Below are 13,321 nucleotides of genomic sequence, written 5' to 3'. Positions count from 1 at the left end.
TCCCATTCATCTTCTGTCAGCTTATTCGGCGACTTCAAGATGGCGTGTGGAATGCCCACTTTCCCAGTATCGTGCAATGGCGCTGCCAGTTTTAATAGCTCAACCTTAGCATCATCCCAGCCAATCTCTTTTGCTAATGCCGCACTGTAATCGGCCATTCGCCACATGTGAACCCCAGTGTCAGTATCGTTCAACTGACTCACCTCACCTAGCATACCAATAGCCGACTCTAGAGCATCATCCAATTCTCTGGTTCTGTGTTCAATGATGCGTTTATTTCGCAAATTATCTTCTGCTAACTTTAGGTGAGTTGCGACTCGAGAAAGCGTAGTGAGTGGTGTGATCGGCTTGGTAATAAAATCCACACACCCTAAATCAAACCCTTTTTGTTCATGTTGTGCATCGGTTACAGCGGTTAAAAAAATCACGGGGATATCCGCTGTTTTAGGGTTCGCCTTCACCTTTTCGCACACTTCAAACCCATTCATATCTGGCATCATAATGTCCAACAATATGATATCAGGCATGGTGCGCTCTATAATGTCTAACGCCACTTTGCCACTTTTGGCAATTTGAACCTGATATCTTTCAGACAAAATATCCTTCAACAAATCTATGTTTCTTGGTACATCGTCAACGATAAGTACACGCTTGTCTTGCAACTGCATTTTGCTGTCTATTTCCGCTATATTAGTCACTTAATTTCCCTCTAAACTGTCGCAATGTAAGCTTTTCTTGAACATGGCAACCTTTGACATTGCATCATGATAATCGTACGAGGCCACATCATGCATCGCCAACTTCAGCTCATCCACGCCCTCAATATCACCACAACACGCAACGATATCTTCAATCATTTTTTCAGAATTCAAATGGCCTTCCATCAAACAGGTTTCCAGCTTTTCAAGTTGCCTAATAATGTCAACAATATCAATCGCACCACGGTTTCCCTGACCTACTTGCGTTGTGCGAGCACTAGAAGAACCTCTACCCACTTTTGATACCCAAGTATCAATTTTGTCGATCAACAAATACGGATCGAGGGGTTTGAACAGAAAGTCATCAATGCCGTAAGAAGCGAAGCTACTTGGCTCCATATTAAATGTGTCCGCGGTTAACACCAAAATCGGCGGTTTACGTTCTTGTAAAACATTCGCAATATTTTGACTTGCTTGATAACCATCCATGATCGGCATCCTAATATCCATGAGAATTAAGTCGTATGTGCCCGAAAGGATTTTTTCACACGCCAATTGACCATTTTCAACCCAATCGACTTTCGCGCCCACTTTTTTCAATATCGCAATGGCAATGTTCGCATTAATCTTATTGTCCTCCGCCAAAAGAATGACTTTATTTCGGAGCGCGTCTTCTTTATGGCTGGGTTTAGCGTTTATCTCGCTTGCCGTAGCATCGTCTTTTGACTTCTGTGAAAACAAAATATTTTTAAAGTTCGAAGGTGTAACAAGGCCCGTTGTTGAGGAACCCTTTAAAAACGAAATATGACTTCCAATGAACACGGCCTTTTGTTCCAAATAAGCGGCCGCTTTATCCTGCAATACCGTTTGGCTACGATACCAGTTACCACTCACCACAATAGGGCACTCAGCCTCCAAAACGCTAAATGCGTTTACCGTTTCATTGGGAATGTTGAGAGAGGCAAACAATGGACCTAATTCAGCATCTTCATGCAATAAAGTGACCTTAATAGCCTCTAACTCAACGCCACTGACGTCTTTGTTAGGCCGATAAGGCAGTCGTACATGGAAAACACACCCTTCACCCAACGTACTTTCATAAGAAATTTGACCACCTAACAATGCAACCAACCGCTGAGTAATGCTTAAACCTAACCCTGTACCGCCATAAAGCCGAGTGGTACTGCTGTCGGCTTGCTGAAATACATCAAACACATCCACACCATCAGGGATTCCAACCCCGGTATCCTTTATTTCGATGTGTAATTCATCACCAAGTAAACTGAATGACATTCTCACAGACCCTGCATGAGTGAACTTAATGGCGTTACTCACAATATTGAGCAAAATTTGCTGAAGCCTAACCTTGTCACCAATGAGCTGATTGCTAATGGAAAAGTCACGGCTTATGAGAAAATCTAGTTTTTTTGACTTAGCGGCCTCCTCATTACTGTAGTAAACATAATCCAAAACTTCATCTAGATTATAGACTTCAGACTCTAACTCCAGCTTGCCAGACTCAATTTTCGAAAAGTCTAAAATTCCATTAATGATCGCTAACAGACCGTCAGCCGATTTTTGGATTTTGACTACTTTTTCTCGTTGTTTTTTGTCCAAAGAATCATCAAGCAACAAATAACTAAACCCAATAATGACGTTCATTGGAGTGCGGATTTCATGGCTCATCGTTGCCAAAAATTCCGTTTTCACTTTCAATGCTTTTTCCGCCGAGTGCACTGCAGACTCTAATTCAACGGCTAACTTTTGCGATTTCTCAAATGATTTTCTTGCTACTTTCAGCTGTTTAAACAGCATCGCGATAATAAAAATCATTGTAAAGGTCAATAAAGCAATCAGCGACCCCAAATACAAAAACAACCCTAACGAGTCATTTCTCTCTAGGACCTTTTGTCGCGACCTAGACGCCAGTGTTTTAAGCACAACCTCTTCTGTTTTTTTAGCAATTCATCGCTTTGATTTAAGATGGTATTCACCGTGTCCATCGGAGAATCTGAAAAAGAAGAACGTCCATTTCAGCCATCTTGCTTTGCAAAAAACTTAACAGTGTTTCAGAGTCAGGTAGACGACTGAAGATGTCGTTTAACTGGCCTGTCTCTAACACATGAATTCGGCTGTACAAAATATCAAACCTCATTCTGGCTTCATCTAAACGCCCCTCATTGAAATCTTCTTCCAGCAATTTCAACGCGTTTCTTAGCTTCAGTGACTCTCTATCTAACTGGTAAGACGCCCATAACGCATCTTCCTCAACCGCAGACATAATGACCTTTTGACGGTCAACCAATTCAAAAAAATCAACACCGAAGCGCCCATAAATAGGCATGCCGCCACCAACAAAATCCAAAATGGCGATGATTTTCTTCGGTTTATGTCTCGCGGTGTAAGGGTCACGTTAGATTGCATTTCGTTCGTTACTCGACACGAATGGATTTAATTTGCCAAACAGACCGATTATGAATCACTTCATTGTTCAAGCTGGGCAACTCATTAAATGGATACAAAAGGAACAATGGCCCTTTATTACGAACTGACATAGGAGTGCCATTTAAATCCATCGCTAAAATAACATTGTAATCCTCGCCGTCTTGACTAGGCACAACAGCACTATAATCATTCAATGCCGTTACAGACAAATTACCCGCTTGCGCACCTACTGCCGCCATTAAAGAACGCAACAATGGACCACGGTATGAGTCAACCCCTTCACTCCATGGCGTTCCTGTATTCAGCTCCCTGACTTCCAAGTTCAACAACATCTCACGGTCAAATTCTGCCGTGTTTGCATCGGTATTTGTGTTTTTGATGCTGCCAGAAACCGTCAGAATCACTTTACCTTTTGGTTTAGGAAGATCCTGCGCGTGCACAGCATCAAAAACAAAAAGACCACTTAAAACGACTAACCCCATAGCAATGTACTGTTTCATTTAATGCCACCTACAATAGTTTGAATCGCGCAAGTATAAAGAATAAAAAAGGAATTTCAGTCACACCTTACGAAACAACACACTTTCTACACCGACAAAAACAAAGCTAAAACATCCGATACAAAAAAAGCCGCAATTGCGGCTTTTAAATAGTAAAACATAGACTTACGAAACATTAAGGAACAGACTGCCCCTGAGACGCTATCCAAATACGGAACCAGTCATCATCAGTCAACGTCAGCGACTGTGCGCCAGCCAGCGACGCCAATCGTTCAATTTTTCCCGAGCCCATCACCGGACAAATTTCTGATGGATGTCGTAGCAACCAGGCAATGACAATTTGATCTACCGAACACGCTTTACTTGCTGCTAATTCCGTTAACACAGCCAACACCCGAACCGCTTTTTCACTTTTTGCAGAAAATAACTCACCGCCCGCCAATGGCGACCACGCCATTGGCGTCACCGCATGTTGCTGAGCATGATCTAACGTTCCATCTTCAAAGTGCTGCAACGCCAACGGTGACAGCTCAACCTGATTAATAATCAGCGGCGCGTCTAGACGTGATTGCAACAAATCAAATTGTCGTGTCGTGAAATTAGACACACCAAAATGCTTCACCTTGCCAAGAGTAAACAGCAAATCAAAGGCTTGTGCGATTTCATCGGCGTCCATTAAAGGGCTTGGTCGATGCAACAACAGGGTGTCTATGTATTCGCATTGTAGGTTTGCCAAAGAGCGATCAACACTCGCTATTATATGCTCAGAGCGATAATCATACCGATACACTTGAATGTCTGGTCGATTATAAGACGGTAGTAAAATCCCACATTTAGTGACTATCTCCATTTTATCCCGTAATGCAGGTTTGCACTTTAACGCATCGCCAAACAAAGCTTCACACTGATAATCACCATAAATATCCGCATGATCAAAGGTCGTCACACCCAAATCCAAACACGCCTCGATAAAACCCAATGAGTCCGTTGCAGACATGCCCCATTCATTCATTCGCCAAAAACCCTGAGCGATACGCGAACCTTCAAACCCTAAAGGGTGATATTGGTGCCTCATAAATTGACTCCTTTAATGACATCATTATTTTAATGCGCCTTATTCTAAAGGCGATGCGTGCTAAAAAATAGCACGACGCGTTGATTGACATAACTGACACAACCCACCATCAAAGGTATACTAATTGGCATTCAAGACTGACCTCTTTAAATAGAGTGACGCGACCACACAACAAACGGACACAATTTGCGCAATATCGAACACTTATAATTTACTCGCAGCGACACGCATTAAACACAAACAGCAAACAATCTACATAACACCACTGTGATGGACTTAATAATGAATTCAATTACGCTAGGCCCTCTTTCCAAAGCCAATGGAGAGATCCAAATTCCGGGTTCCAAAAGCCTTTCAAATCGCATCTTGTTGCTAGCCACTTTGGCAAAGGGCACTACGAAAATCACCAATTTATTAGACAGTGACGACATTCGCCACATGCTAGAGAGCCTAACCAAATTAGGCGTGAACTACACTATTGAAGACAATGGCACGACCTGCGTATTAGAAGGCCTTGGCGGGCCGATCAAAGCGGATTTCGGCGATCTATTCCTTGGCAATGCAGGCACCGCAATGCGACCTTTAACTGCGGCGCTTTGCTTAGGTAAGGAGAGTTCCACTTGCACGGCGAACCTCGCATGCACGAACGCCCTATTGGTGACCTCGTGGACGCGTTACAAGCATTGGGCGTGGACATTGCTTACGAAGGTGAGAAAAACTACCCGCCATTGTGTATCAAGGCAAACGGTTTATCTGGTGGCGAAGTATCCATTAAAGGCAATATTTCAAGCCAATTCCTAACCGCTATCCTAATGAGCGCACCACTCGCAAAAAACGATCTCACCATCAACGTTGATGGTGAGTTGGTGTCTAAACCATACATCGACATCACCCTGCACGCGATGAAACAATTTGGTGTGGAAGTGGAAAACCAGAATTACCAAGCATTCGTGGTAAAAGGTCAGCAAACTTACCAAAGCCCAGGCGAAATCATGGTCGAAGGCGATGCGTCTTCTGCATCATACTTCCTTGCTGCTGCAGCCATCGCGGGTGGCAAAATCAAAGTTCACGGTGTAGGCACAGACAGCGTACAGGGCGACGTGAAATTCGCTGATGTACTAGCGCAAATGGGTGCCAAAATCACCTATGGGCCAACTTGGATAGAAGCCGAGCACAATGAATTAAACGGCGTTGACTTAGACATGAACCACATCCCTGATGCAGCGATGACGATTGCAACAACGGCTTTATTCGCAAAAGGCACCACAACAATTCGCAACATTTATAACTGGCGAGTAAAAGAAACAGACCGTTTGTACGCCATGGCAACAGAGCTGAAAAAACTCGGCGCCGAGGTTATCGAAGGGGAAGACTTTATTACGGTAACACCAGTGCCAAAGCTGCAAAACGCCGCCATTGATACCTACAATGACCACCGTATTGCCATGTGTTTTTCTCTGGTCGCCTTTTCAGACACCCCTGTTACCATTAACGACCCTGGCTGTACCTCAAAAACTTTCCCAACGTATTTTGAGCTATTTAATACCGTAGCCAGCTAAGCAAAAAAGCCCCAGCTTTCACGGCTGGGGCCGCATTACGCACATAACGTGTTATGTCGGTTGAATACATCCAATTGAATCCCTCAACCCTGTGACAGCGCAGGATCCCAATCTTTCCACACCACTTCACGGCCTTGTTGACGAATCATAGCCATAATGTCAGAGACCGGTCGTTCATCACTGATTTCAAATTGCTCAAGGGCTTCTTGGGAGTCCTCTGCATATCCTCCTGGTTGCGTCTTAGATTCCGCACTCATGGTAGTAAACCCCATTCTAACGGCATGATGGCGGAATTCAGGGGATTCGCGAGTAGACAAGCTCATTTCCAAGTCTCGATCAAACAATCGCCAGGCCGCAATCAATTGAACCAATTGACGATCAGAAATTACCGACTTGGGTACTATGCCTCCCTCGCAAGGACGAATACGCGGGAACGCCACACTGAAACGACTGCGCCAATAGCGCTTTTGCAAATGCCGCAAATGATGCGCCATCATGACAGAATCAGTACGCCAGTCTTCCAAGCCAAGCAATACACCCAAGCCAATCTTATGAATACCCGCTTGACCAATTCGATCGGGGGCATCCAAGCGATAATTGAAGTTTGACTTGTTGCCGCGTAAGTGATGCTCCAAATACGTTGTACGCCGATAGGTTTCTTGATAAACCAACACACCATCCAAACCAATAGTCTGCAGCTGCTTGTATTCGTCTGTGTCCAATGGCTGTACTTCCATAGACAGCTGGCTAAAATGCGGTTTGATTAGTGGAATCATGCGCTCAAAATACGGCATAGATACCTTGTTGGTCTCGCCTGTTACCAAGAGAATATGATCAAAACCTTTTGCTTTAATCGCCGTCACTTCCTTTGCTAATTGCGATTCATTTAGCGTTAAGCGTTTAATGGCGTTACTCATAGAAAAGCCACAATAAGTGCATTCATTGGCACAGGTGTTGGACAAGTACAAAGGTGCAAACAGACTCAGCGTATTTCCAAACCGTTGCAAAGTCAGTTGTTCACTTTTCGCCACCATATCGAATAAATATGGCTCTGCTGCAGGCGAAATCAACGCAGCGAAATCCTCGACATCTAACTTATTCTTGCTCAAGGCTCGCAACACATCGTGCTCTGTTTTCTCTTGATGACAGCGCGTAACGTCATGCCAATCCGTATTTTCAACACATTCACTAAACTGCCCTGGCACGGCTGGGCTTTGCTCTAACAAGCGAACGTTTTGAACACGCTCATTCATCATGACAAGGCCCCAATAAACTCGGTTAATGGGCTCGTCGCTTGTGCTTGCACTCTTCGCTCCCCCAAGCCAGATTCATACGCCATACGCCCAGCCTCGACAGCAAGCCGAAAGGCCTTTCCCATTTGTGCAGGCTGTCTAGCGACCGCCATTGCCGTATTGACCAACACTGCATCGGCGCCAATCTCTAACGCCAAGGCGGCATCTGAAGGTGCACCAATACCCGCATCTACGATCACGGGCACCGTACTTTGCTCAATGATAATTTCCAGAAATGGTCGACTTGCCAACCCCATATTGGAACCAATAGGTGAGCCCAGCGGCATCACACATTGACACCCCACCTCTTCTAAGCGTTTGCAAAGTACGGGATCTGCGTGCACATAGGGCATCACCACAAAGCCTTTCTTGATCAACTCTTCGGCTGCCAACAAGGTTTCCATGCCATCTGGCATCAAATAACGCGGGTCAGGATGAATCTCTAATTTAACCCAGTTCGTTTCCAGTGCCTCTCTAGCAAGCTCCGCCGCAAAAACGGCCTCTTTTGCTGTTCTTGCCCCAGAGGTATTTGGCAAAAGTTTCATGCAATGCTGTTGTAAGGGTTGAAGAATATTATCCGTTTGCTGCTTGAGATCCATACGACGTAAAGACAAAGTCACCAATTCGCTCTTGCTGGCAATCAAAGAATCCATCATGGTGTTCGCACTGGCATACTTACCAGTACCAGTAAAAAGCCGGGAGTGAAATTCGTGCCCAGCAATAAAAAAAGACGACATGTTAGCCTCCAGCAATAGACTCAAAAATAAACACCTGACTGTGTTCGTTCAATTCAGTACTTGCCCATAAACTCTTTGGCACGACTTGTTGATTAATCGCAATAGCAATACCCTGCTCCCTTTTACCCAGATACCTCAACAAATCCAAAAGAGTGTGGCCTAAAAAATCACATGGCGCGTCATTCAGCATAATTTTCATAGCCACACCTCGTTACGGCATTCGAACGACGCCTGTAGTGATCGAGTAGCGGATTCTGGATTCTCAGCACGCGTAATGGCTGTCACTAACGCCACACTGTCCACTCCTGTTTGCGCCACCGCCGTTAACCGCTCAGCACTGATACCACCAATAGCCACGGTAGGAACCACGCCTTTTAGTAACGTTGCATAATGCGCAAGACGAGTTAAACCTTGCGGCTGAGACGGCATGTCTTTGGTTTGCGTTGGAAAAATATGACCTAACGCGATGTAACTTGGTTGGATAGATTGCGCTCGGGCAATTTCATAATACCCATGTGTACTGATACCAAGTCGCAAACCCGCCGCTTGGATTTGTACCAAATCGGCCACATCAAGATCCTCTTGTCCAAGGTGCACACCGTAAGCACCACACTCAATCGCCAATTGCCAATAATCATTAATGAAAACTTGGGCGTCGTGCTCAATACCTAACGCGATGGCCTGCTGAATATGTGATTCAAGATCTACATCATGAGGGTCCTTAATCCGCAATTGGGCAATTTTCACCCCTTGTTTTAGCACTAATGCTAGCCATTCCACGGAATCAACCACGGGATACAAACCCATTTTATTGAGGTCCATCTTGGCAAAAGGCAAGTTTGTCGAGGTCTGTGCGTTCATATTGGGTGAAACAATCTCAGGGAGGTTGTCAATTTGCAACGGCCAACCGGGTCTTCCTAATGGCCCCGCTCCTTTCCCAATTTGAACACCCGTTTTTAATGCCCCAGTGATGTACGCCTTTGCCATGGTCATTGCGTCTAAAAGATCGTAACCATGAGCCATAAAACTTACTAACGCCGTCGATAAAGTACAACCTGTGCCTCGTGTATTGCTCACCGACAATCGCGGACTGACAAATCCCACCATCGAATTCACATCTAACAACCAATCAGTCGACTGATCTGACACCCCATGCCCGCCTTTTAATAACCAGCGCGACGGCGACAAGGCAAAATACGCAGCAAGCTGACGATGTATCTTTTCAATGGATTGCTCGCCAGAGACGCCGGTCAGTGTTTCAAACTCCATAAGGTTGGGCGTAATTACATCTACCTGCGCCAACAAGTTTTGTAATAGGCACACTCCCACAGACGTACTTTGCAGGCGATTTCCCAATTCACTGCTGGCCGCCATAACGGGGTCAAACACGATCGATACTTGAGGAAAGTCGGCTTTCATTTTCCTTAACCAATGAGCGCATGCCTTCACCAACTCAATAGTAGGCAATAAGCTCACCTTGATGGCGTTTGGCGGCACATCGTCAAGCAAAGCCTGCCATTGCCGATTAAACATCGCCAACGACACTGCTTCGACAGACTGCACTTCCTTAGAGTTTTGCGCCGTAATACAAGTGACGATCGTTTGTACATGACAACCTAAATCTTGTCCGGTGCGTAAATCCGCTTGCAATCCAGCATGGGCAGATGAATCCGATCCCCCCACACACCAGATAACAGGAGGCTTTATAGTCATAAATCCTCCTGGCTCTTACAGCGACTTTTCTTGAATTTTATCCGTGGTTAAATAGACATCACTGCCTAACTCACGAAATTGCTCTGACATTTGCTGCATACCTGCTTCCGCATCACTTGCCTCTAAAGCACTCACATCAATGGCTTGTGCGTCTTCCAGCCCTTTCGCATAATCACGCACTTCTTGAGTAATCTTCATTGAACAGAACTTGGGCCCGCACATGGAACAGAAATGCGCAACCTTGCCTGACGCTTGCGGCAAGGTTTCGTCATGATAAGAACGCGCCGTTTCAGGATCTAAGGATAAGTTGAACTGGTCTTCCCAGCGAAATTCGAAGCGAGCTTTAGAAAGAGCGTTATCGCGAATTTGAGCGCCCGGATGCCCTTTGGCTAAGTCCGCTGCATGAGCCGCGATTTTATAGGTAATCAAACCCTCTTTTACGTCTTCTTTGTTTGGCAAACCTAAGTGCTCTTTGGGGGTCACGTAACACAACATGGCGCAACCGTACCAACCAATTTGCGCCGCCCCAATGCCAGACGTAATGTGATCGTAACCTGGAGCGATATCTTGGGTTAAAGGCCCCAAGGTATAAAACGGAGCTTCATGACAATGTTTCAGCTGCTCCGTCATGTTCTCTTCGATCAACTGCATCGGTACGTGCCCAGGACCTTCGATCATGACTTGCACATCATATTCCCAAGCAATTTTTGTTAATTCGCCCAAGGTACGGAGTTCCGACATTTGCGCTTCGTCGTTGGCGTCCATAATTGAACCCGGACGTAAGCCGTCACCCAATGACAAGGCCACGTCGTATTCCGCACAAAGTTTGCAAATTTCTCGGAAGCGTTCGTATAAAAAGCTTTCTTTGTGGTGAGCCAAACACCACTTCGCCATGATAGAGCCACCACGAGACACAATCCCTGTCAGACGCTTGGCCGTCATTGGCACATAACGCAACAAAACACCGGCATGAATGGTGAAATAATCGACTCCCTGCTCCGCTTGTTCAATCAGAGTATCGCGAAAAACATCCCAGTTAAGATCTTCCGCGACACCGTCTACTTTTTCTAATGCTTGATAAATCGGTACGGTACCTATGGGCACAGGTGAGTTTCGCAAAATCCACTCGCGGGTTTTCATGAATATTTTTCCCCGTCGATAAATCCATCACGGTATCCGCACCCCAGCGAGTCGACCACACTAGCTTTTCAACTTCCTCTTCAATGGAAGACGTCACAGCAGAGTTACCGATGTTGGCGTTCACCTTTACTAAGAAGTTACGACCAATGATCATGGGTTCAGATTCAGGGTGATTGATGTTATTTGGAATGATAGCGCGGCCTTTTGCGACTTCTTCGCGGACAAATTCTGGCGTTATGCGCGTTTGAAGGTTCGCGCCAAAGCTTTGACCAGGATGCTGCTTCAATAACAATTCACTTTTAATCGCGTCGATATTCTGGTTTTCACGCAGCGCGATGTATTCCATTTCTGGTGTGATGATTCCTTGACGGGCGTAATGCATTTGCGTGACACATTTACCTTGGCGTGCCTTACGGACTGTTGGCAACGCTTTAAAACGCAAGTCATCCAGTGCCGAATTGGCCAATCGTGACTGCGCGAATTCTGATGACACACTAGGCAATACTTCCGTGTCTCCACGCTTTTCGATCCATGAAGCACGCATTGGTGCTAAACCACGATAAACGTCAATGTGTTCTTGAGGATCCGCATAAGGGCCAGAGCAATCGTAAACATAGATCGCTTCATTGGGTTCAAACGTTAGATTATCAGGATCTGATCCAATTGGCGTATCGGTCAAATTGATCTTGCGCATAGGGACGCGAATGGAATCGTCTGTGCCTGTCAAATAAATGCGTTCAGACGCGGGAAAAGGCTTGGCTTGTAAAGATTCAATGAAAGATTTTGCCGCTTGGCGTGACTCTTCACGAGACTGTTTTTTAGAAATGGTTACAGGTTTATTATTGAATTCATTCGTGGTCGACATGAGCTCTTCCCTTATTATAAAAATGGAGAATTGCTTGTCCGGGTGCTGTTTAGCGCACGAACGCACTTTAGGCGTTCATTGCAAAACACGAACCCTGAAATTATAGAGGAAGAGGCTAATACAATAAGGCCGCATCGAATCCATAAAAATCAGGAGTTCATTCGATGCAGATAAGAAAAAATGGAGACTTTCTTGTTTCCTACGCGGGTATTAGCCCGATCAGGTTCTGCGGATCCCGCATTTAATTATGCGATCTCAGCCAAATGGCACTCCGACAAGTAGAGCTGAGTATACTCACTATGATCGCCAAGTAAACACGGATTTTTTGTCCGTCTGTTTAAAACGATCATCAACCCAGTCTAAAGTGCCAACCTGACATCATTCAGCGCCCTGCATTTCCAAGGCCATTTTATAAAGAGAGTTTTTCTTCTCACCAGTTAATTTTGCTGCCATCGCTGCCGCTTGCTTAACCGGTAAATCTTCTAACAAAATCGTCAAAATACGCTTCGCTTCTAATTCCGCTTCGTTGCCGCTCTCTTGCGTAAAACTCAGCATGACCACGAACTCACCACGCATTTGGTTCGCATCTTCGTCGAACATAGCAAGAATCTCAGACGCCGTGCCGGACAAGAATGTCTCAAAGGTTTTTGTGACTTCGCGTGCCAAAACCAATTGGGCATCGTCACCGTACACTTTTTGCACATCGGCAATGGAGTCATAGACTCGGTGCGTTGATTCATAAAAAATCACCGTCCCCGCTTGCGTTTTCCATGATTCAAAAAGGTCACAACGTCCTTTTGATTTAGCCGGGACAAAACCTGCAAAAAAGAATTGATCGGTCGGCAAACCTGAAGCGCATAACGCAGCGATCAAAGCACAAGCTCCAGGAATCGGCATGACTTTGTGACCCTTTTCACGCAAAGCATGTACGACATGATAGCCAGGATCGGATATCAATGGCGTGCCAGCATCGGACACCAAAGCAACACTCTTACCTTCATCCAATAAACTCGCAACATAGTCCGCTTTGTCTTTTTCATTGTGGTCATGAATAGAAAATAGCTTAGCCTCAATACCAAAGTGGTTGAGTAAACGCCGAGTATGACGTGTGTCTTCTGCGGCGATATAATCTACACCCCGTAAAGTTTGCTCAGCTCGTTTACTGAAATCGTCTAGATTACCAATTGGGGTCGCAACTATGTACAGCGACCCTCTCGCATCATCAGAACTATGTGGTACCATGTTGCCTCTTTTATTTGTCACTTTTATATAAGCTTATGAGCCTCATTAATTACCG

10 protein-coding genes, 2 pseudogenes and 1 riboswitch are annotated in these 13,321 nt (G+C 45.3%); of the genes and pseudogenes, 1 reads left to right on the top strand and 11 read right to left on the bottom strand.

Annotation, left to right across the window (positions count from 1 at the left end):
- From N5P32_RS12375 to N5P32_RS12355, 5 genes are all read right to left on the bottom strand, one after another.
- A partial coding sequence (locus tag N5P32_RS12375) for a response regulator (RefSeq protein ID WP_265729357.1) occupies positions 1 to 698 on the bottom strand: 698 nt, incomplete at its 3' end.
- Positions 699 to 2,531 (bottom strand): ATP-binding protein, encoded by a 1,833-nt coding sequence (locus tag N5P32_RS12370; RefSeq protein ID WP_265729356.1) that lies wholly within the window; start codon positions 2,529 to 2,531, stop codon positions 699 to 701.
- A gap of 157 nt (positions 2,532 to 2,688) precedes the next feature.
- Entirely contained in the window at positions 2,689 to 3,042 is a 354-nt protein-coding gene (locus N5P32_RS12365) for a hypothetical protein (RefSeq protein WP_265729355.1), read from the bottom strand.
- An 88-nt stretch (positions 3,043 to 3,130) separates the two neighbouring features.
- Positions 3,131 to 3,643 carry a putative pterin-binding protein gene (locus N5P32_RS12360; RefSeq protein ID WP_265729354.1) on the bottom strand — a complete coding sequence of 171 codons (513 nt, stop codon included), beginning with the start codon at positions 3,641 to 3,643 and terminating at the stop codon, positions 3,131 to 3,133.
- A 175-nt stretch (positions 3,644 to 3,818) separates the two neighbouring features.
- A complete protein-coding gene (locus N5P32_RS12355) occupies positions 3,819 to 4,718 on the bottom strand; it encodes an aldo/keto reductase (RefSeq protein WP_265729353.1) in 900 nt (299 codons plus the stop codon).
- Positions 4,719 to 5,000: 282 nt separating this feature from the next.
- Here N5P32_RS12355 and aroA point away from each other — a divergent pair.
- Positions 5,001 to 6,277 (top strand): annotated as a pseudogene (gene aroA / locus N5P32_RS12350) (3-phosphoshikimate 1-carboxyvinyltransferase).
- 83 nt (positions 6,278 to 6,360) lie between these two features.
- On the opposite strand, the gene thiH reads toward aroA, so the two are convergent.
- The 6 genes and pseudogenes from thiH to rsmI all read right to left on the bottom strand — a co-directional run bounded on the left by thiH (position 6,361) and on the right by rsmI (position 13,266).
- Positions 6,361 to 7,533, bottom strand: coding sequence for a 2-iminoacetate synthase ThiH (thiH, locus tag N5P32_RS12345; RefSeq protein WP_265729352.1), 1,173 nt, complete (start codon positions 7,531 to 7,533; stop codon positions 6,361 to 6,363).
- Positions 7,530 to 8,306, bottom strand: coding sequence for a thiazole synthase (locus N5P32_RS12340; RefSeq protein WP_265729351.1), 777 nt, complete (start codon positions 8,304 to 8,306; stop codon positions 7,530 to 7,532). The genes thiH and N5P32_RS12340 overlap by 4 nt, the downstream gene beginning before the upstream one ends.
- Position 8,307: 1 nt before the next feature.
- Positions 8,308 to 8,505 carry a sulfur carrier protein ThiS gene (gene thiS, locus N5P32_RS12335; RefSeq protein WP_265729350.1) on the bottom strand — a complete coding sequence of 66 codons (198 nt, stop codon included), beginning with the start codon at positions 8,503 to 8,505 and terminating at the stop codon, positions 8,308 to 8,310.
- Positions 8,502 to 10,019, bottom strand: a complete 1,518-nt coding sequence (gene thiE / locus N5P32_RS12330; RefSeq protein WP_265729349.1) for a thiamine phosphate synthase — start codon at positions 10,017 to 10,019, stop codon at positions 8,502 to 8,504. The genes thiS and thiE overlap by 4 nt, the downstream gene beginning before the upstream one ends.
- A gap of 15 nt (positions 10,020 to 10,034) precedes the next feature.
- Positions 10,035 to 12,024: pseudogene (thiC, locus tag N5P32_RS12325) on the bottom strand (phosphomethylpyrimidine synthase ThiC).
- 179 nt (positions 12,025 to 12,203) lie between these two features.
- Positions 12,204 to 12,308, bottom strand: a riboswitch (TPP riboswitch).
- 94 nt (positions 12,309 to 12,402) lie between these two features.
- Positions 12,403 to 13,266, bottom strand: a complete 864-nt coding sequence (gene rsmI, locus N5P32_RS12320; RefSeq protein ID WP_265729348.1) for a 16S rRNA (cytidine(1402)-2'-O)-methyltransferase — start codon at positions 13,264 to 13,266, stop codon at positions 12,403 to 12,405.
- Positions 13,267 to 13,321 lie beyond the last annotated feature (55 nt).

This window comes from Marinomonas pontica (genome assembly GCF_026191375.1).
GTDB lineage: Bacteria > Pseudomonadota > Gammaproteobacteria > Pseudomonadales > Marinomonadaceae > Marinomonas > Marinomonas pontica.
Note: the sequence above shows the minus strand (reverse complement) of the source record. Positions and strands in the feature narration are given on the sequence as shown.

What these genes read in the sequence shown, in the direction of transcription:
- N5P32_RS12370 (WP_265729356.1), bottom strand. Translation starts at nt 2,531, where the DNA reads ATGATTTTTATTATCGCGATGCTGTTTAAACAGCTGAAAGTAGCAAGA.
- N5P32_RS12365 (WP_265729355.1), bottom strand. Translation starts at nt 3,042, where the DNA reads ATGCCTATTTATGGGCGCTTCGGTGTTGATTTTTTTGAATTGGTTGAC.
- N5P32_RS12360 (WP_265729354.1), bottom strand. Translation starts at nt 3,643, where the DNA reads ATGAAACAGTACATTGCTATGGGGTTAGTCGTTTTAAGTGGTCTTTTT.
- N5P32_RS12355 (WP_265729353.1), bottom strand. Translation starts at nt 4,718, where the DNA reads ATGAGGCACCAATATCACCCTTTAGGGTTTGAAGGTTCGCGTATCGCT.
- thiH (WP_265729352.1), bottom strand. Translation starts at nt 7,533, where the DNA reads ATGATGAATGAGCGTGTTCAAAACGTTCGCTTGTTAGAGCAAAGCCCA.
- N5P32_RS12340 (WP_265729351.1), bottom strand. Translation starts at nt 8,306, where the DNA reads ATGTCGTCTTTTTTTATTGCTGGGCACGAATTTCACTCCCGGCTTTTT.
- thiS (WP_265729350.1), bottom strand. Translation starts at nt 8,505, where the DNA reads ATGAAAATTATGCTGAATGACGCGCCATGTGATTTTTTAGGCCACACT.
- thiE (WP_265729349.1), bottom strand. Translation starts at nt 10,019, where the DNA reads ATGACTATAAAGCCTCCTGTTATCTGGTGTGTGGGGGGATCGGATTCA.
- rsmI (WP_265729348.1), bottom strand. Translation starts at nt 13,266, where the DNA reads ATGGTACCACATAGTTCTGATGATGCGAGAGGGTCGCTGTACATAGTT.